The 18,812-nt window shown below is 73.7% G+C and carries 17 protein-coding genes; 8 read left to right on the top strand and 9 right to left on the bottom strand.

Features of this window, described 5'->3' with window-relative positions:
• Positions 1–102: 102 nt before the first annotated feature.
• Genes ABEB06_RS15525 through deoC form a run of 3 tightly spaced genes read right to left on the bottom strand, consistent with a single transcriptional unit; the run spans position 103 to position 3,468 of the window.
• The gene (locus tag ABEB06_RS15525; protein WP_345697449.1) at positions 103–1,005 is read right to left on the bottom strand and encodes an aldehyde dehydrogenase family protein; all 903 of its coding nucleotides are present in this window, start codon (positions 1,003–1,005) and stop codon (positions 103–105) included.
• The gene (locus tag ABEB06_RS15520) at positions 998–2,476 is read right to left on the bottom strand and encodes an aldehyde dehydrogenase family protein (RefSeq protein ID WP_345697448.1); all 1,479 of its coding nucleotides are present in this window, start codon (positions 2,474–2,476) and stop codon (positions 998–1,000) included. Before ABEB06_RS15520 ends, ABEB06_RS15525 begins: the two co-directional genes overlap by 8 nt.
• A gap of 5 nt (positions 2,477–2,481) precedes the next feature.
• The gene (gene deoC / locus ABEB06_RS15515) at positions 2,482–3,468 is read right to left on the bottom strand and encodes a deoxyribose-phosphate aldolase (RefSeq protein ID WP_345697447.1); all 987 of its coding nucleotides are present in this window, start codon (positions 3,466–3,468) and stop codon (positions 2,482–2,484) included.
• Positions 3,469–3,594: 126 nt separating this feature from the next.
• Here deoC and ABEB06_RS15510 point away from each other — a divergent pair, with 126 nt between their 5' ends.
• The gene (locus ABEB06_RS15510; RefSeq protein WP_345697446.1) at positions 3,595–4,332 is read left to right on the top strand and encodes a Clp protease N-terminal domain-containing protein; all 738 of its coding nucleotides are present in this window, start codon (positions 3,595–3,597) and stop codon (positions 4,330–4,332) included.
• Between the two features lie 60 nt (positions 4,333–4,392).
• On the opposite strand, the gene ABEB06_RS15505 is transcribed toward ABEB06_RS15510, so the two are convergent.
• Complete coding sequence (locus ABEB06_RS15505; RefSeq protein WP_345697445.1) at positions 4,393–5,289, bottom strand: LamG domain-containing protein; 897 nt, start codon at positions 5,287–5,289, stop codon at positions 4,393–4,395.
• A gap of 114 nt (positions 5,290–5,403) precedes the next feature.
• Between ABEB06_RS15505 and ABEB06_RS15500 the strand changes: the two genes are divergently transcribed.
• The 4 genes from ABEB06_RS15500 (at position 5,404) to ABEB06_RS15485 (ending at position 8,332) form a co-directional block, all read left to right on the top strand.
• Positions 5,404–6,015: a TetR/AcrR family transcriptional regulator gene (locus ABEB06_RS15500; protein ID WP_345697444.1), complete on the top strand. Its 612-nt coding sequence runs from the start codon at positions 5,404–5,406 to the stop codon at positions 6,013–6,015.
• 54 nt (positions 6,016–6,069) lie between these two features.
• Positions 6,070–6,804 carry an ABC transporter ATP-binding protein gene (locus tag ABEB06_RS15495; protein WP_345697443.1) on the top strand — a complete coding sequence of 245 codons (735 nt, stop codon included), beginning with the start codon at positions 6,070–6,072 and terminating at the stop codon, positions 6,802–6,804.
• On the top strand, positions 6,801–7,538 hold the full coding sequence (locus ABEB06_RS15490) for an ABC transporter permease (RefSeq protein ID WP_345697442.1): 738 nt from the start codon (positions 6,801–6,803) through the stop codon (positions 7,536–7,538). The genes ABEB06_RS15495 and ABEB06_RS15490 overlap by 4 nt, the downstream gene beginning before the upstream one ends.
• 122 nt (positions 7,539–7,660) lie before the next feature.
• Positions 7,661–8,332, top strand: a complete 672-nt coding sequence (locus tag ABEB06_RS15485; RefSeq protein WP_345697441.1) for a PH domain-containing protein — start codon at positions 7,661–7,663, stop codon at positions 8,330–8,332.
• Positions 8,333–8,423: 91 nt separating this feature from the next.
• On the opposite strand, the gene ABEB06_RS15480 is transcribed toward ABEB06_RS15485, so the two are convergent.
• From ABEB06_RS15480 to ABEB06_RS15470, 3 genes are all read right to left on the bottom strand, one after another.
• Positions 8,424–10,124 carry a phospho-sugar mutase gene (locus ABEB06_RS15480; RefSeq protein ID WP_345697440.1) on the bottom strand — a complete coding sequence of 567 codons (1,701 nt, stop codon included), beginning with the start codon at positions 10,122–10,124 and terminating at the stop codon, positions 8,424–8,426.
• Between the two features lie 123 nt (positions 10,125–10,247).
• Positions 10,248–11,078 carry a purine-nucleoside phosphorylase gene (locus ABEB06_RS15475; RefSeq protein ID WP_345697439.1) on the bottom strand — a complete coding sequence of 277 codons (831 nt, stop codon included), beginning with the start codon at positions 11,076–11,078 and terminating at the stop codon, positions 10,248–10,250.
• A 129-nt stretch (positions 11,079–11,207) separates the two neighbouring features.
• Positions 11,208–11,645, bottom strand: a complete 438-nt coding sequence (locus tag ABEB06_RS15470; RefSeq protein WP_345697438.1) for a gamma-glutamylcyclotransferase family protein — start codon at positions 11,643–11,645, stop codon at positions 11,208–11,210.
• 106 nt (positions 11,646–11,751) lie between these two features.
• Here ABEB06_RS15470 and ABEB06_RS15465 point away from each other — a divergent pair, with 106 nt between their 5' ends.
• The 3 genes from ABEB06_RS15465 (at position 11,752) to ABEB06_RS15455 (ending at position 15,655) form a co-directional block, all read left to right on the top strand.
• Positions 11,752–13,209, top strand: a complete 1,458-nt coding sequence (locus ABEB06_RS15465) for an NAD(P)H-quinone dehydrogenase (RefSeq protein ID WP_345697437.1) — start codon at positions 11,752–11,754, stop codon at positions 13,207–13,209.
• A 172-nt stretch (positions 13,210–13,381) separates the two neighbouring features.
• Positions 13,382–14,290, top strand: coding sequence for a DeoR/GlpR family DNA-binding transcription regulator (locus tag ABEB06_RS15460; RefSeq protein ID WP_345701867.1), 909 nt, complete (start codon positions 13,382–13,384; stop codon positions 14,288–14,290).
• 45 nt (positions 14,291–14,335) lie between these two features.
• The gene (locus ABEB06_RS15455) at positions 14,336–15,655 is read left to right on the top strand and encodes a condensation domain-containing protein (protein ID WP_345697436.1); all 1,320 of its coding nucleotides are present in this window, start codon (positions 14,336–14,338) and stop codon (positions 15,653–15,655) included.
• Between the two features lie 47 nt (positions 15,656–15,702).
• Here ABEB06_RS15455 and ABEB06_RS15450 read toward each other — a convergent pair whose 3' ends face one another.
• Positions 15,703–17,481: an acetyl/propionyl/methylcrotonyl-CoA carboxylase subunit alpha gene (locus tag ABEB06_RS15450; RefSeq protein WP_345697435.1), complete on the bottom strand. Its 1,779-nt coding sequence runs from the start codon at positions 17,479–17,481 to the stop codon at positions 15,703–15,705.
• Between the two features lie 230 nt (positions 17,482–17,711).
• Positions 17,712–18,455: a hypothetical protein gene (locus tag ABEB06_RS15445; protein WP_345697434.1), complete on the bottom strand. Its 744-nt coding sequence runs from the start codon at positions 18,453–18,455 to the stop codon at positions 17,712–17,714.
• Between the last annotated feature and the right edge of the window lie 357 nt (positions 18,456–18,812).

The raw sequence follows: 18,812 nt of genomic DNA, 5'->3' as shown, positions 1-18,812 counted from the left end.
AGGGGGACGGACCCGCACCAGGGGGGAGGGCGCGGGTCCGTCAGACCGTCCGGGCCCCCGGGGGGGGGTAGGGGCACGTGGGACGGCCGGTCTGTGGTCGGGTCAGATACCCATCGGGTGCCAGACCGTCTTGGTCTCCAGGAAGGAGAGCAGGCGCTCGGTGCCGGGCGCGTCCGTCCAGTCCGCGGCGGACGGGTCCACCGGGGGCCGGACGACTCGCTTCAGCGTATCCGCGGCGGACGCCTCCAGCTGCGCCGCCGCGCCGGGCCCGTCGGCGGCGATCGCCCCGGCCAGGTCGAGCGCGTTGACGTCCTGGTGGGAGGCGAGCGTCGGGGCGATGTCGGCGGTCTTCCCGGAGAGGATGTTCACCACGCCGCCGGGCACGTCCGAGGTGGCCAGCACCTCGCCCAGCGACAGCGCCGGCAGCGGCGCGCCGGCGGCGGCCGCGACCACGACGGTGTTGCCGGTGGCGATCGCCGGGGCGACCACCGACACCAGGCCGAGCAGCGAGTACCCGTAGCCGGCCTGCGGCGCCACGATGCCGACCACGCCGGTCGGCTCCGGGGTGGACAGGTTGAAGAACGGCCCGGCGACCGGGTTGGCGCCGCCCGCGATCTGCGCGACCTTGTCGGTCCAGCCCGCGTACCAGACCCAGCGGTCGATCGCGGCGTCCACCAGCGCGGCCGCCTTCTTGGCGCCCAGGCCCTCGGCCGTCGCCACCTCGGCGGTGAACTGCTCGCGGCGGCCCTGCAGCATCTCGGCGACCCGGTACAGCACCTGGCCGCGGTTGTACGCGGTGGTGCCGGCCCAGCCCTTGACCGCGGCGCGGGCGGCCAGGACGGCGTCCCGGGTGTCCTTGCGGGTGCCGAGCGGGGCGTTGGCCAGCCACTGGCCCTTTGCGTCGGTCACCTCGTACACCCGCCCGCTCTCGGAGCGCGGGAACTTCCCGCCGACGTACAGCTTGTAGGTCTTGAAGACATCGAGGCGCGGCATGACATCAGACATCGAGGTAGGCCTCCAGACCGTGGCGGCCACCCTCGCGGCCGTAACCCGACTCCTTGTAGCCGCCGAACGGCGAGGTCGGGTCGAACTTGTTGAAGGTGTTCGCCCAGACCACACCGGCCTTGAGCTTGTTGGCCATCCAGAGGATGCGCGAGCCCTTCTCCGTCCAGATGCCGGCGGAGAGGCCGTACGGCGTGTTGTTGGCCTTCTCGACCGCCTCGGCGGGGGTGCGGAAGGTCAGCACCGACAGCACCGGGCCGAAGATCTCCTCCTGGGCGATCCGGTGCGCCTGGGAGACGCCGGTGAACAGCGTCGGCTTGAACCAGAAGCCGGTGCCCGGCAGCTCGCAGGCCGGCGACCAGCGCTCGGCGCCCTCGGACTCGCCGATCTCGGTGAGCGCGGTGATCCGGGCCAGCTGCTCGGCGGAGTTGATCGCGCCGATGTCGGTGTTCTTGTCCAGCGGGTCGCCGACCCGCAGGGTGCCCATCCGGCGCTTCAGCGCGTCCAGCAGCTCGTCCTGGATCGACTCCTGGACCAGCAGGCGCGAGCCCGCGCAGCAGACGTGGCCCTGGTTGAAGAAGATGCCGTTGACGATGCCCTCGACCGCCTGGTCGAGCGGCGCGTCGTCGAAGACGATGTTGGCGGCCTTGCCGCCGAGCTCCAGCGAGAGCTTCTTGCGGGTGCCGGCGAGCTGCTTGGCGATCGCCCGGCCGACCGGCGTGGAGCCGGTGAAGGCGACCTTGTTGACGTCCGGGTGCGCGGTCAGCGCCGCGCCCGTCCGGCCGTCACCGGTGACGATGTTGACGACGCCCTTCGGCAGACCGGCCTGGCGGCAGATCTCGGCGAAGCGCAGCGCGGTCAGCGGGGTGGTCTCGGCCGGCTTGAGGACGACCGTGTTGCCGGTGGCCAGCGCCGGGGCGATCTTCCACGCCAGCATCAGCAGCGGGAAGTTCCACGGGATGACCTGGCCGGCCACGCCCAGCGGCTTCGGGGCGGCGCCGTAGCCGGCGTAGTCCAGCTTGTCGGCCCAGCCCGCGTAGTAGAAGAAGTGCGCGGCGACCAGCGGCAGGTCCACGTCGCGGGTCTCGCGGATCGGCTTGCCGTTGTCGATCGACTCCAGCACCGCCAGCTCGCGCGAACGCTCCTGGATGATCCGGGCGATCCGGAACAGGTACTTGGCGCGCTCGCTGCCCGGCAGCGCCGACCAGTCGGCGAACGCCTTGCGGGCGGCGGCGACGGCGCGGTCCACGTCCTCGTCGGTGCCCTGCGCGAAGGACGCCAGCACCTGCTCGGTGGCCGGGTTGACGGTCTTCAGCGCCTCGCTGCCGGAGGAGTCGACGAACTCGCCGCCGATGAAGTGCCCGTAGGAGGTCGCGATGTCACCCGCGGCGGCCGGCGACTCGGGCGCCGGGGCGTACTCGAAGAGGCCGGACTTCGCCGGCTGCTCGTCGACCGTGTTCTTGTTCTTGGCCATGTTCCTCAGTCCACCGTCACGTAGTCGGGACCGGAGTACCGTCCGGTGGTCAGCTTCTGGCGCTGCATCAGCAGGTCGTTGAGCAGGCTGGAGGCTCCGAAGCGGAACCAGTGCGGGCTCAGCCAGTCGTCGCCCAGGGTCTCGTTGACCATCACCAGGTACTTCATCGCGTCCTTGGTGGTGCGGATACCGCCGGCCGGCTTCACGCCCACCTGGATCCCAGTCTGCGCCTTGAAGTCGCGGACGGCCTCGAGCATCAGCAGGGTCACCGGGGGAGTCGCGTTCACCGCGACCTTGCCCGTGGAGGTCTTGATGAAGTCGGCGCCGGCCAGCATCGCCAGCCAGGAAACCCGGCGGACGTTGTCGTACGTCTGCAGCTCGCCCGTCTCGAAGATCACCTTGAGGTGGGCGGCGGTGCCGTCCGGGCGCTTGCACGCCTCCTTGACCGCGACGATCTCGTGGAAGACGTCCAGGTAGCGGCCGGAGAGGAAGGCGCCCCGGTCGATCACCATGTCGATCTCGTCGGCGCCGGCGGCCACCGCGTCGGCGGTGTCGGCCAGCTTCACCGGCAGCGCGGCCCGGCCGGCCGGGAAGGCGGTGGCGACCGAGGCGACCTGGATCGGCGTGCCGCGCAGGGCCTCCTTCGCGGTGGCGACCATGTCCGGGTAGACGCAGATCGCGGCCACCTGCGGGGTGGTCGGGTCGGTCGGGTCGGGCGTCCTGCCCTTGGTGCACAGGGCGCGCACCTTGCCGACCGTGTCCGCGCCTTCCAGCGTGGTCAGGTCGATCATCGAAATGGCCAGGTCGATGGCGTACGCCTTGGCCGTGGTCTTGATCGAACGGGTGCCGAGGGTCGCCGCGCGGGCCTCCAGGCCCACCTGGTCGACGCCGGGCAGACCGTGCAGGAAGCGGCGGAGCGAGGCCTCGGACGCCGCGACGTCCTCGAGACCGCTGCCCGCTGCGCCGGGGGCGTTGGCTGCAAGAGTGGACATAGTCACCAGACCAGCATATCTACGCGCGTAGCCGAGGGCTAGGGGCGGGCGGTTTCGATGCCTGACCGAAATGCGGGGGTGCAACCCGGGGTTGACAGTCGCAGGGTGTCAACCTACGGTTGACACATGACGAATCCGGCCGGCATCAACCCGCAGATCAGCCTCGACGACCTCATCAGCGGCATCCGCAAGGCCCATCCCGACACCCTCGACCAGCTCACCAACGCCGTCCTCGTCGGCGAGCACCTCGGCGACGTCGCCGACCACCTGATCGGCCACTTCGTCGACCAGGCCCGCCGCTCCGGCGCCTCCTGGACCGACATCGGCCGCTCCATGGGCGTCACCCGACAGGCCGCCCAGAAGCGCTTCGTCCCCAAGGACCCGGCCGCCGGCTCCGAGGAGCTCGACCCCAGTCAGGGCTTCAACCGCTACACCACCGCCGCCCGCAAGGTCGTGATCGCCGCCCAGGAGGCCGCCCGCGCCGCCGGCAACCCCGAGATCCGCCCCGAGCACCTCCTGCTCGGCCTCGCCGCCGAACCCGACGCGCTCGCCGCCCTCACCCTCGACGCGCTCGGCGCCACGCCCGACGCGGTCCGCGAGGCGGCCACCGCCGCCCTCCCGCCCGCCGTCGACGAGCTCCCGGCGCTCATCCCCTTCGACGCCGGCGCCAAGAAGGCCCTCGAACTCACCTTCCGCGAGGCGCTCCGCCTCGGCCACAACTACGTCGGCACCGAGCACATCCTGCTCGCCCTGCTCGAACAGCAGGACGGCACCGGCCCGCTCGCCGACCTCGGCGTCACCAAGCCCGCCGCCGAGGCCCGCATCGTCGCCGCGGTCACTGCCGTCCTCGACACCGACGCCTGAGCCGGGCGGCGGGAGCCACCCGCCGCCGGCGGCCGAGCGGCGCCGGCGGCGGGTGCGCGATCAGGGGGCGTACGGGTGCTCGTAGACCATGTTGGGGTCCGCCAGTTGCGCGACCTGGGACTCGGTCAGCGCGCCCCGGTAGAGCCAGACGGCGTCGAGCTCCCCGGCGAAGTGGTCGGTCCACTCCCGGTCGGTCAGCGACCGCCCGAACTGGAGGGCGTCCACCTTCGGGAACGGCCGGACCGACGGCACGGTCGACACGTGGGGGACGCAGGACTCGTCGCCCGGGGCGCACTGCTGGTTCTCCGGTGCTCCGTTGACGTACAGCCTGAGCTCGCCCGCGTCGGCGTCGTACACGACCGCCAGGTGGTCCCACCGCAGCTCGGGCCCGTACGGGAAGGCGGGGGTGTGCGGTGCCACCGAGCGCGTCGCGTCCGGGCGGTCCGAGTCGCGGATCTCCACCTCCCAGCGGTCGATCGGGCTCGGGGTGCCGGGGGCGCCCTCGTGCTTCCAGCGCAGGGTCAGCGCGCTGCCGCGCCGGCCGGTCAGCGCCAGCACCGTCATGTCCCGGCTCGGCTCGGCGACCGGGCTGGCCCACAGCGCGAGCGAGAAGCTGCCGGTGACGTCCACCGCCACCGGGGCCTCGGCGTGGGCGGCGACACCGTCGAGGACCAGACTGCCCGGGACCGGCAGCAGCCCGCCGGCCGGGTCGATCGTCGCACCGCCGCCCAGGCGCGCGTCCAGATGGTCCTGCCAGTCGTCCGGGGTGACTGCCGGCGAACCGGAGGCGGTGTCCAGCCGCCACTGCGCCACCGGCGTGGCCTTCTCCGCCGGCAGCCCGGTGCCCCTCGGGCGGTTCGTCGCGGCGCCGGCCGGGCCCGCGGACAGCGGGCCGAGCGCCCCGGCGGCCGCCAGGAGCCCTGCCGCCAGACCGAATGATCTCCTACTGATCGTCATGTGCGGTGAGGTTTCCGCACGACCGGTCCGTGCGGCAAGGCCTTTTCGAGCCGTCGGCCGCGCAGCGGGGCGCAATCGGCCGGGCCGGGGTGGGGAGGAAGTCAAAATGGCGGGGTGAGCGACGAGATGCAGGCCGCGGAGAAGAAGCGGACCGGGCGGCGGCCCGGAGGGGAGGACACCCGGGGGGCGGTGCTGGCGGCGGCCCGGGCGGAGTTCGGGGCGAAGGGGTACCAGAAGGCGAGCATGCGGGCGATCGCCCGGTCGGCCGGGGTGGACGCGGCGCTGCTGCACCACTACTTCGGCAGCAAGGACCGGCTGTTCATGGCGGCGCTGGAGTTTCCGATCGACCCGCGGGCGGTGGTGGAGCGGGTGGTGCTCGCGGGGGACCGCGCTTCGGTGGGCGAGCGCCTGGCGGCGTTCGTGCTGGAGCTGTGGGAGCAGCCGGCGATCCGCGACCGGCTGCTGGCGCTGCTGCGCACGGCGGCGGCGTCGGAGGAGGTCGCGGCGCTGGTGCGCGGCTTCATGGTGACGGAACTGGTGGGCCGGCTGGCCGCGGTGCTGGACGGGGAGCGGCCGGAGCTGCGGGTGGAGTTGGCGATGTCGCAGATCGTCGGCCTGGCGATGGCCCGGTACGTGATCGGGGTGGAGCCGCTGGCCTCGGCGCCGCCCGAGGAACTGGTCCCGCTGCTCGGCCGGACGGTGCAGTCGTACTTCGACGCATCGTGAGCTGACCTCACGCGCCCCCTTGACGGGGTGCGTCGGCGCCGCAAAACTCATCACATGATGAATTCTTCGCCGGGGTCCGCCGCCCCCGCGATCCGGATCGCCGGGCTCACCGTCGACCGCGGCGGCCGCACCGTCCTGCACGGCCTCGACCTGGAGCTCGAGCGCGGATCGATCACCGGCCTGCTCGGCCCGAGCGGCTGCGGCAAGACCACGCTGCTGCGCTCGGTCGTCGGCGTGCAGCGGATCACCGCCGGCACGGTCGAGGTGCTCGGCGAACCCGCGGGCGGCGCCGGCCTGCGCCACCGCGTCGGGTACGTCACCCAGGCGCCGTCGGTCTACGCCGACCTGACCGTCGCCGAGAACCTCGACTACTTCGCCGCCGTGCTCGGCGCCCCGCGCACCGACCCCGCCCGGGTGGTCGCCCGGGTCGGCCTGGCCGGGCACGAGCGCGACGCGGTCGGCCGGCTCTCCGGCGGCCAGCGGGCCCGGGTCTCGCTCGCCGCGGCCCTGCTCGGCACGCCCGAGCTGCTGATCCTGGACGAGCCGACGGTCGGCCTCGACCCGGTGCTTCGGCAGGACCTGTGGCGGCTGTTCCGCGAGCTCGCGGACGGCGGCGCCACCCTGCTGGTCTCCAGCCACGTGATGGACGAGGCCACCCGCTGCGACCGGCTGCTGCTGATGCGCGAGGGCCGACTCCTCGCCCACGACAGCCCGGACGAGCTGCTCAGGTCCACCGGCGCGGCCGACATCGACAGCGCCTTCCTGGAACTCGTGGAGAGCGCCCGATGAACCCGACCCGTACCCTCGCCACCGCCCGGCGCGTCCTCGCCCAGCTGCGCCACGACCCGCGCACGATCGCGCTGCTGCTGGTGGTGCCCTGCCTGCTGCTGGTCCTGCTGAAGTACATGTTCGACGCCCAGCCGGGCACCTTCGACCGGATCGGCCCCGCGCTGCTCGGCGTCTTCCCGCTGATGGTGATGTTCCTGGTCACCTCGGTGGCGATGCTGCGGGAGCGGACCACCGGCACCCTGGAGCGGCTGCTCACCATGCCGCTCGGCAAGCTCGACCTGCTGCTGGGCTACGCGCTGGCGTTCGGCGCGGTCGCCCTGGTGCAGGCGGCGCTCGCCTCCGCGCTGACCATCGGCGTGCTCGGCCTGGACATCGCCGGGCCGACCTGGCTGGTCTTCTCCGTCGCGGTCGCGGACGGGCTGCTCGGGATGGCGCTCGGCCTGCTGGTCTCCGCCTTCGCCGCCACCGAGTTCCAGGCCGTGCAGTTCCTGCCGGCGGTGCTGCTGCCGCAACTGCTGCTCTGCGGGCTGTTCGTGCCGCGCGAGGACATGGCACCCCTGCTGCGCTGGATCTCCGACGTGCTGCCGCTCTCGTACGCGGTGGACGCGATGGCCCGGCTCACCACCTCCGCCGGCGTCCAGGGCCGGACCCTGCTCGACCTCGGCGTGGTCGCCGTGTGCGGGCTGCTCTCGCTCGCCCTCGGCGCCGCCACCCTGCGGCGGCGCACCGCCTGACCCGTTCCGTCCGACGTCCGCCCGTCGCCGCTGGTGGCGGGCGCTCTTCGTGGCCGTCCCGTGGCCTGGTCGTGCTCCGGAGGCTCTGGGAAGCACGGGAGGGATGGGGCAGAATCGACGGCATGACCGATTCCGACGGCACGCCCGACCAGGGCTCCGCCGCCCCCGAGCAGAAGTACGCCGACCGCGTGCAGCGCTCCGTTCCCGGCATCATCGCCGGCGTGATGCTGCTGGCCATCGCCGGCTGGCTGATCATCGACGCGGTGATCAACGGCACCGGCCGCACCCCGTGGATCGCCCTCGCGGCGGCCCCGGTCTTCGCCTTCCCGGTGATCGCGTACACCCTGCGTCCGGCCGTGCTCTCCAACGACCGCCGGCTGCTGGTCCGCAACCCGCTGCGGACGATCGACGTCCCGTGGGCGTCGGTGGAGGGGCTGAAGGCCGGCTACTCGGTCGAGCTGTTCGCCGGCGGCAAGAAGTACCAGGTCTGGGCCGTCCCGGTGTCGCTGCGCCAGCGCAAGCGGGCCAACCGGACGGCCGCCCGCGCCGCCGCCTCCGGCGACACCACCAGCAGCCGGTGGAGCGTCCCGGCCGGCCGCACCGCCCGGCCCGGCCAGTCGGATCCGACGCGTGCCTGGTCCGACCAGGTGGTGAGCGAGCTGCAGGAACTGGCCGACACCAACGCGGCCAACCCGCTGGCCGCCGGCGAGGCCCGGGTCACCTGGTGCTGGTGGATCATCGCCCCGACCCTGGTCGGCCTGGTCGCCCTGGTCGCCCTGATCGCCGCCACCTGACCGCAGCACCACTGACCGCAGCGCTTCCCGCACGGGGCGCCGGACCGCCGAGCAGGCGGACCGGCGCCCCGTCGGACTCTCCGGGGCGGCCTCAGATGCCCGCCGCGCCCGCCAGGTCGCGCTTGATCGCGGCGAGGACCTCCGCCGCGCGGTCGCGGGTGGCGGCGAGGTCGGCCGCGGTGGGCACCGGGAGGACGACTTCGAGGTAGCACTTGAGCTTGGGCTCGGTGCCGGACGGCCGGACCACGATGCGGGCGGAGGTGACGCCCTCGCCGGCCAGGTAGTAGCGCAGGCCGTCGGTGGGCGGCAGGTCGGCGGAGCCGGCGGTGAGGTCGTCGGCGCGGGTGACGCGCAGTCCGGCGAGCTCGGTGGGCGGCTGCTCGCGCAGCCGTCGCATCGCGTCGGCGATCACCGTCAGGTCGTCCACCCGGACCGACAGCTGGTCGGTGGCGTGCAGCCCGTGTTCGAGGGCGAGGTCGTCGAGCAGGTCGGTGAGGGTGCGCCCGGTCCGCTTGAGGCCGGCGGCGAGTTCGGCGACCAGCAGGGCGGCGGTGATGCCGTCCTTGTCGCGGACGCCGGACGGGTCGACGCAGTAGCCGAGCGCCTCCTCGTAGCCGTAGCGCAGGCCGTCCGCCCGGGAGATCCACTTGAAGCCGGTGAGGGTCTCCGCGTAGCCGAGGCCGGCGGCGGAGGCGATCCGGCCGAGCAGGGTGGAGGAGACGATGGTGGTGGCGAAGGTGCCGGTGGCCTGCTTGTCGACCAGCGCGGCGCCCAGCAGCGCGCCGACCTCGTCGCCGCGCAGCATCCGCCAGCCGCCGCTGCCGCCGCCCGCCGGGACGGCGACGGCGCAGCGGTCGGCGTCCGGGTCGTTGGCGATGACGATGTCGGGGCCGACGGCGGCGGCGGTGCGGAAGGCGAGGTCCATCGCGCCGGGCTCTTCCGGGTTGGGGAAGGCGACGGTCGGGAAGTCGGGGTCGGGCTCGCCCTGTTCGGCGACGACGGTGGGGGCGGGGAAGCCGGCCGCCTTGAAGGCGGCGAGCAGGACGTCCCGGCCGACGCCGTGCATCGGGGTGTAGACGACGTCGAGGTCGCGGGCGCCGTCCGGGGCGACGACGGTGACGGCGCGTCGCAGGTACGCCTCGACGACGTCGTCGCCGAGCACCTCCCAGCCGTCCGAGGCGCGCGGGACGTCGGCCAGCGAGCCGATCGCGTCGATCTCGGCGGCGATCTCGATGTCGGCGGGCGGGACGATCTGCGAGCCGTCGCCCAGGTACACCTTGTAGCCGTTGTCCTGCGGCGGGTTGTGGCTGGCCGTGACGGTGACGCCGGCGGCCGCGCCGAGGTGGCGGACGGCGAAGGCGAGCACGGGGGTGGGCAGCGGCCGGGGCAGCAGGGCGGCGCGCAGGCCGGCGCCGACCACGACGGCGGCGGTGTCGCGGGCGAAGTCCCAGGACTTGTGCCGGGCGTCGTAGCCGATCACCACGAGGTCGCCGAGCGAGGGGTTCTTGCGGACGTACGCGGCGAGGCCGGCGGCGGCGCGGATGACCACGGCGCGGTTCATCCGCATCGGGCCGGCGCCGAGTTCGCCGCGCAGGCCGGCGGTGCCGAACTGGAGCCGGTCGGCGAAGCGTTCGGCCAGCCGGGACCAGGCGATCCGCTCCTCGCCCTCGGCCTCGGGGCCTTCGGCGGCGGCCAGCAGGGAGGTCAGCTCCTCGCGGGTCTGCGGGTCGGGGTCCTCGGCGAGCCAGGCGCGGGCCCGGGTGAGGAGGTCGGTGGTGGAGGCCTGCGGCATGGGTGCCCTGCTCCCTCGTGAGGTTGTCGTCGCCAAAGGGACCGGGCCGCCGGTCGGAGCGTGGGGGCAGCCCCACACCCCGGCCGACGGCCCGTCCGTTACCGATTCTGCGTCAGGTGCGGATCAGATCCGCTCAAGCACCTTCGCCAGCAGCGCGCCCATCCGCTCGGCCGAGGCCTTGCCGGCCTCCAGGACCTCCGCGTGGTTGAGCGGCTCGCCGGTGATGCCGGCGGCGAGGTTGGTGACCAGGGAGATGCCGAGCACCTCGGCGCCGGCCTCGCGGGCGGCGATGGCCTCCAGGGTGGTGGACATGCCGACCAGCTCGCCGCCGATGACCCGGGCCATGTGGACCTCGGCCGGGGTCTCGTAGTGCGGGCCGCGGAACTGGACGTAGACCGCCTCGTCGAGGCTCGGGTCGACCTCGCGGCACAGCGCGCGCAGGCGCTTGGAGTACAGGTCGGTGAGGTCGACGAAGTTGGCGCCGACGATCGGGGAGTCCGCGGTCAGGTTGATGTGGTCGCTGATCAGGACCGGCTGGCCGGGCACCCAGCCCTCGCGCAGGCCGCCGCAGCCGTTGGTCAGCACGACGGTCCGGCAGCCGGCCGCGGCGGCGGTGCGCACGCCGTGCACCACGGTGGCCACGCCGTGGCCCTCGTAGTAGTGGTTGCGGCCGAGGAAGACCAGGGCGCGGCGGTCGCCCCCGCCCGGGATCCGGACCGAGCGGATGGTGCCGGCGTGGCCGGCCACGGCGGGCGCGGGGAAGCCGGGCAGCTCGGTGACCGGGAACTCGGCCAGCGTCTCGCCGAGGGCGTCGGCTGCCGGCACCCAGCCGGAGCCCATCACCAGGGCGACGTCGTGGTGCTCGGCGCCGGTGAGCTCGCGCAGGCGATCGGCGGCGGCCCGGGCGGCGGCGTAGGGGTCGGCGGAGACGACCGACTGAGGAGAAGCGTTCACGTCGCCGAGGATAGTCAAGAAACCACTACGCGCGTAGACAGATCGTGGAAGCCATGCCGGATCGTTACCCGGATTGCGTAGAACGACAGCTTTCGACCCGCTATGGTCCGCCGCGCCTGGAGGTACCTCTCAACAGGGTCGGCGGCGCAGGTCCAGCACGTAGTCGTCCGGGGCGCCGGCGCTCTCCGCGGCGTCCGCGATCAGCCCGAGGTAGCGCGCGGCCGGCAGCCCGCCCTCGTAGTCGTTCAGCACGTACGTCCAGACCGACACCTCGCCGTCCAGGGTCTGCGCGCGCAGCCGGACCTTGCGGTAGATGCCGAGCTGCACGCCCTCCCAGCGGTCCAGGCCCTCCTCGTCCATCGGCGCCACGTCGTAGAGCGAGACGAAGACCTGCTCCTTCTCGTCCTCCACCACCGTGGCCAGCGAGCCCTCCCAGCCCAGCTGCTCGCCGCCGAAGGTCAGCCGCCAGCCGGGCAGCCAGCCGGTGCCGCGCAGCGGGGAGTGCGGGGCGCGCCGGCTCATCTGCCGGGCGTCGAGGTTGGTGGCGTAGGCGGCGTAGAGCGACATGGTCGCCAGCCTACGGGAGATCACCGCGGGAACCTGAGACCCGATCACGGCGCAGGACCCCCGGAACGACGCCCCCGGCGTGGATTCCGTTCCGGCATGCGGGAGAATGGGGCACGTGACTCGGATCGTGATCATCGGTGGCGGACCCGGCGGATACGAGGCGGCCCTGGTGGCCGCCCAGCTCGGCGCGGAGGTGACCGTCGTCGACCGCGACGGCCTGGGCGGATCGGCGGTGCTCACGGACTGCGTGCCGTCCAAGACCCTGATCGCGACCGCCGAGGTGATGACGACCTTCGACTCCTCGTACGAGGAGCTCGGCATCATCGTCGCCGACGACACCCCGCCGCTGGAGCAGCAGGCCCGGGTGGTCGGCGTGGACCTCGGCAAGGTCAACCGCCGTGTGAAGCGCCTGGCGATCGCCCAGTCGCACGACATCACCCAGGCGGTCACCCGGGCCGGCGTCACCGTGCTGCGCGGCAAGGGCCGGCTCGGCGCCGGCGGCCAGGCGGTCGACGGCTCCCGCGAGGTGCTGGTGGACCGCGAGGACGGCAGCACCGAGTCGCTGCGCGCCGACGTGGTGCTGATCGCCACCGGTGTCCACCCGCGCGAGCTGCCCGACGCCCAGCCGGACGGCGAGCGGATCCTGACCTGGACCCAGGTGTACGACCTGGAGGAGCTGCCCCGCGAGCTGATCGTGGTCGGCTCCGGCGTCACCGGCGCCGAGTTCGCCGGCGCGTACCAGGCGCTCGGCTCCAACGTCACCCTGGTCTCCTCGCGCGACCGGGTGCTGCCCGGCGAGGACCCGGACGCCGCCGAGGTGCTGGAGGACGTCTTCCGCCGCCGCGGCATGAACGTGATGGGCCGTTCGCGCGCCGAGAGCGCCAAGCGGATCGGCGACCGGGTCGAGGTCACGCTGTCCGACGGCACGGTGATCGAGGGCACCCACTGCCTGATGGCGGTCGGCTCGATCCCGAACACCGCGGAGATGGGCCTGGAGGAGGCCGGCGTCCAGCTCAACGACTGGGGCCAGATCAAGGTCGACCGGGTCTCCCGCACCACCGCCCCCGGCGTCTACGCGGCCGGCGACTGCACCGGCGTCTTCATGCTCGCCTCGGTGGCCGCCATGCAGGGCCGGATCGCGGTGTACCACGCGCTCGGCGACGCGGTGCAGCCGCTCAACCTGAAGACCGTCGCCTCCAACGTCTTCACCGACCCGGAGATCGCCACGGTCGGCTACACCGCCGCCGACGTCTCCTGCGGGAAGATGGACGCGGTCGAGATCAAGCTGCCGCTGCGCGGCAACCCGCGGGCCAAGATGCAGGGCATCCGGGACGGCTTCGTGAAGCTCTTCGCCCGCCCCGGCACCGGCATCGTGGTCGGCGGCGTGGTGGTCGCCCCGCGCGCCAGCGAGCTGATCCACTCCATCTCGCTCGCGGTGGACAACAACCTGACGGTCGAACAGGTGGCCAGTGCCTTCACGGTCTACCCGTCGCTCTCCGGTTCCACCGCCGAGGCCGCGCGCCAGCTGCACATCCGCAAGCGCGAGGGCTCCTCGGACGCCTGAGTCCCACTGCTCCACCGGCGTCACTCGGTCAGCGGAGCGTGCATTGTACGGTCGCGCGCCGCACCGAGGTGAGCAATTCCGACTACCGGCTGCAAACGCCTGAAAGCAGACGGTCACTCAGGTTACCGTCGGTCCTGTGTTTGCAGCAGAACGTCGCCAGTTGATCCTCGAAATGGTGCGCGCCAACGGAGCCGTGTCGCTCCGTGAGCTCGCCCGCGTCGTCCAGACCTCCGAAGTCACCGTACGCAGAGACGTGCGGGCGCTGGAGGCCGAAGGGCTGCTCGACCGCCGGCACGGCGGTGCGGTGCTGCCCGGCGGCTTCAGCCGGGAGCCGGGATACCCGCAGAAGACCCACCTCGCCGCCGCCGAGAAGAGCGCGATCGCCGACCTGGCGGCCGGGCTCGTCGAGGAGGGCGACGCGGTGGTGGTCGGCGCGGGCACCACGACCCAGGAGCTGGCCCGCCGGCTCGCCCGCATCCCCGGCCTGACCGTGGTCACCAACTCGCTGCTGGTCGCCCAGGCGCTGGCCCATGCCAACCGGGTCGAGGTGGTGATGACCGGCGGCACCCTGCGCGGCTCCAACTACGCCCTGGTGGGCAGCGGGGCCGAGCAGTCGCTGCACGGCCTGCGGGTCGCCAAGGCGTTCATCTCCGGCAGCGGGCTGACCGCCGAGCGCGGCCTGTCCACCACCAACATGCTCTCCGCCAGCGTCGACCGGGCGCTGGTGCAGGCGGCGGCGGAGGTGATCGTGCTCGCCGACCACACCAAGCTCGGCACCGACACCATGTTCCAGACCGTGCCGACCGAGGCGATCACCCGGCTGGTCACCGACGAGCACACCGCCGCCGAGGACCCGACCGCCCGGGAGCTGGACGCGCTGGCCGACTGCGGCGTGCAGATCGCGGTCGCCCCGCTGGGCCTGGCCGCCGAGCAGCCCGCCCACCCGGTGCCGGGCGCCGCGACCGGCCCGCGCCGACCCAGCCCCCCGCCGGCCGGCGCCCCGCTCCCCGGCCAGCGCCGCCCCGGCACCCACAACGGCCCGCCCGGCCAGCTCCCGACCCGGCTGGCGAGCATCCGCTGAGCAACCCCCTGACGGCCGGCCCCCGGGTGCCCTAGGCTGCCGCGCGTGAGCGCTGAGCAGCAGGTGGGAATCGTCGTACACGGTGCCAGTTCCGGTGCCGGGGAGGCGACTTGGGGGCAGCGGGCGATCTCGGACAAGGTGGCCGGGCTCGGCGCCGACGCGCCCCGGTACAACCTGCGGCTGGCCGCTCCGGTGGACCCGGGCATGCCCGTCGCCGCGGTGCTCGACGCCCTGACCCGCCTGCTGCACCTGCACGAGGCGCTGCGGACCCGGCTGCTGCCCGCCCCGGACGGCCTGCGCCAGCAGGTCGACGCCGAGGGCGGACTCGCCGTCGCCGTCCGGGTGTCCACGCCCGACCGGGCGGCCGACGAGGCCGCCGCGCTCCTCGCCGAGCTGGGCGACCGCCCCTTCGACTGCGCCGTCCAGTGGCCGCTGCGGGTGGGCCTGGTGGAGGTCGCCGGGCTGGTCCGGCAGCTGGTGCTGGTGCTCTCGCACACCGCCTGCGACGGCTGGGGCATGCGCCGGCTGGTCCGCGACCTGACCGAGCTCTCGCTGGGCCGCGGCGTCGAGGAGCTGCGCGCCGAGCGGCCGAGCCGGCAGCCGCTCCAGGAGGCCGCGCTGCAGCACTCCGAGCGCGGGGCGAAGCGCGACGCGGCCGCCCGCCGGCACTGGCGGGACAAGCTCGCCGCGGGCCCGCGCCGGCTCTTCCCCGCACCGGACGGCGCCGCCCCCGACCGGCCCTTCCCGAACGCGGTGCTGCGCTCGCCGCGGCTCGCGCGGGCGGTGGCCCGGGTGGCGGCCGCGCACCGGGTGAGCGAGCCGACGGTGCTGCTGGCGGCCGGCGCGACCATGCTCTGCCGGCTCTCCGGGGCGCCGGACGCGATGTTCCAGGTGGTGGTGGCCAACCGGTTCACCGCCGGGACGGCCGACGCGGTGACCACCATGGCCCAGCAGGGGCTGTTCCACCTGCCCGGCCCCGGGCCGGACTTCGCCGACACCGTGCGCCGCACCCAGGGCGCCTCGCTGGCCGCGTACCGGCACGCCGGCTACGACGCCGCGGCCCTGGAGCGGGACATCGCCGGGCTGGACGCCGCCGACCACTCCTGCTGGTGGAACGACACCCGCGACCCGCTGGCCGCCCTGATGGACGGCCCCACCGCCCCGGCCGACGGCCCGACCGAGCTGCTCTGGCCGCAGGTCTTCCCGCCGCGGGAGAACACCACCCTCGCGGTGGACGTCAACGCCGCGCCGGGCGCCCTGGAGCTGGCGATGACCGCCGACAGCGCGCTGCTCTCCCGCCGGGACATGGCGGACTTCCTCCACGGCATCGAGGAGCTGGTGCTGGCCGAGGCCGGAAAGGCCTGACGGCCCGCACCCCGGGCGGGGTGCGGGCCGTCGGGTCACGACCGGACTCAGACGTCCTTGATCTCGCAGAGCGCGGCGCCGCTGCTCACCGACGCGCCCACCTCGGCCTTGAGGCCGACGACGGTGCCCGCCTTGTGGGCGTTGAGCGGCTGCTCCATCTTCATCGCCTCCAGGACGACGATCAGCTCGCCCTCGGCGACGACCTGGCCCTCCTCCACGGCGACCTTGACGATGGTGCCCTGCATCGGCGAGGCGAGGGTGTCACCGGAGACCGCGGCACCGGCCTTCTTGGTGCCGACCCGGCGCTTGGCCTTCGCGGAGCCCGCGGCGGCGGCCGCCGGGGCGGCGGAGACGCCGAGCGAGGACGGCAGCGAGACCTCGATCCGCTTGCCGCCGACCTCGACCACGACGGTCTCGCGGCCCTCGGCCTCCTCACCCTCGGCGCCCGCACCCGCGAACGCCGGGATGGTGTTGTCGAACTCGGTCTCGATCCAGCGGGTGTAGACCGTGAACGGGTCGTCGCTGCCGTGCACCTCCGGCGCGAACGCCGGGTCGGTGACGACCGCCCGGTGGAACGGGATGGCCGTGGCCATGCCCTCCACCTTGAACTCCGCCAGCGCGCGGGCGGCACGCTGGAGGGCCTGCTGCCGGGTGCTGCCGGTGACGATCAGCTTGGCGAGCAGCGAGTCCCAGGCGGGGCCGATGACCGAACCGGTCTCGACGCCGGCGTCCAGGCGGACGCCCGGGCCGGACGGCGGGGCGAACAGCGACACCGTGCCCGGGGCGGGCAGGAAGTTGCGGCCCGGGTCCTCGCCGTTGATGCGGAACTCGATCGAGTGGCCGCGGATCTCCGGGTCGTCGTAGCCGAGCGCCTCGCCGTCGGCGATCCGGAACATCTCGCGGACCAGGTCGATGCCGGTGACCTCCTCGGACACCGGGTGCTCGACCTGCAGGCGGGTGTTGACCTCCAGGAAGGAGATCAGGCCGTCCTGGGAGACCAGGAACTCGCAGGTGCCGGCGCCGACGTAGCCCGCCTCGCGCAGGATCGCCTTGGAGGCGCGGTAGAGCTCGGCGTTCTGCTCGGCGGTGAGGAACGGCGCGGGCGCCTCCTCGACCAGCTTCTGGTGCCGGCGCTGCAGCGAGCAGTCACGGGTGGAGACGATCACCACGTTGCCGTGCTGGTCGGCCAGGCACTGGGTCTCGACGTGGCGCGGCTTGTCGAGGTACTGCTCGACGAAGCACTCGCCGCGACCGAAGGCGGCGACCGCCTCGCGGACCGCCGACTCGTACAGCTCGGGGATCTCCTCGAGCGTGCGGGCGACCTTCAGGCCGCGGCCGCCGCCGCCGTACGCCGCCTTGATGGCGACCGGCAGGCCGTGCTCGGTGGCGAACGCGACGACCTCGTCGGCGCCGGAGACCGGCTCGGGGGTGCCGGCGACCAGCGGGGCACCGGCGCGCTGGGCGACGTGCCGGGCGGTGACCTTGTCGCCGAGGTCGCGGATGGCCTGCGGCGGCGGGCCGATCCAGATCAGGCCCGCGTCCAGCACGGCCTGGGCGAAGTCGGCGTTCTCGGACAGGAAGCCGTAGCCGGGGTGGACGGCGTCCGCACCCGAGTCGGCGGCCGCCTTGAGCACCTTGGCGATGTCCAGGTAGCTGGTGGCGGGGGTGTCGCCGCCGAGCGCGTAGGCCTCGTCGGCCGCGCGGACGTGCAGCGCGTCCCGGTCCGGCTCGGCGTACACGGCGACGCTGGCGATACCGGCGTCCCTGCAGGCCCGGGCGACGCGGACGGCGATTTCTCCGCGGTTGGCGATGAGCACCTTGCGCACTGTGGCTCCCTTCTTGAACCTCGTTGAGTCTAGGGATCGAGAGGTCCTACCGGCGAGTAGAACCAGGTGGTGAGCATGCTCACACGGAGCGTGACGCTTCTGCGTGACCATGCGGGCACGGAGCGGGATGCTCCGCTGGTGGTGACGGTACGCGCCGTACGTCGAAGCTGGCTCGTGCGGCGGGCGCGCCCGTCAGGTCGCCGCGTGGCCTTCGCCACACGGACGGTGCCTCAACCCGCCACCGGGGCGGGCGCGGCGGCCACCAGGTCGCTGACGTCCGCCGCCAGGTCGACCACGTCGGGCCCGTAGGCGCCGGAGTCGACCACCCGCAGCACCACGGCGAACGCGCCGTCCGACCCGTAACGGCGGGCCAGCGCCCGGTGGTTGGCGAGCAGGTAGCGGACCGCCGCGTGGTTGGAGACCGCGGTCTGCCCGGCGACCAGGAAGACCGGCCGGGCGTCCGGCCCGACCCGCAGCCGGGCGAGCACCGCGAACACCTCCCGGCCCGGCCGACCGGGCTCGTGCAGGTACGCGAACTCCCGCTCGCCCGCCCGTATGGTCAGGTCGTACGGCGGCCCGTCGGAGTCGAGCGCGAACTCGACCCCGGGCAGCCAGGAGCGCAGGTGGGCGGCCGTCCGGTCGTTGCTGGCCGGGCCGCCCAGGCAGAACTCCGCCTTGGCGCCCAGGCCTTGGCGGACCTGGTCGTGCGCCACCAGCTCGGGGCGCGCGCCGCACTCCTTGACCAGCGCGGACAGCTCCATCAGCGCGTACACGTCGTTGCGCGAGACGCTGCCGCCGGAGCCGGCCTTCCGGTTCACCACGAGCAGGCAGTCGGAGCCGGCCGGCATTCCGAAGAACGCCTGGATCCGGCCGAGCCGCCGCCGGCGCCGCACCGTCTGGGCGAGCCAGCCGAGCCCGGCGCTGATGCCGGTGGCGACCAGCCCGAGCACCACGTTGAGCACGCTGTCGGTCATTGCTCCGTGGTCCCCTTCCCGGCCGGTCGGCTGCGCCAGCCTAGCCGGGGCCGGTGGGGTGCGGGGTGGTTCCCTGCAACAGATGTGCGGCCCCGGTTCTGTCCGGATCGGCACCCCGGAAGCGGAGGTCGAGGTGCCGCTTCCGTCGCCGGCCGTAACGTCTTGGACCAGATTGGTTCAGACCATTGACGCTCGATCGTCGGCCTCCCTAGCGTGCGGGGCGGCTGTTGCAGTCCATGTCGACGGGGGAGAGATGAAGCGAACCGCCCTGCCGGTGACCCTGGTCGCCGCGACCCTGCTCCTCGCCGGGTGCTCCGGCTCCGATCCGGGCGGCGACGCCGCCCCGGCGCCGGGTCC

The organism is Kitasatospora terrestris, assembly GCF_039542905.1.
Lineage (GTDB): Bacteria > Actinomycetota > Actinomycetes > Streptomycetales > Streptomycetaceae > Kitasatospora > Kitasatospora terrestris.
This window is presented reverse-complemented; position numbering and strand designations above follow the sequence as displayed.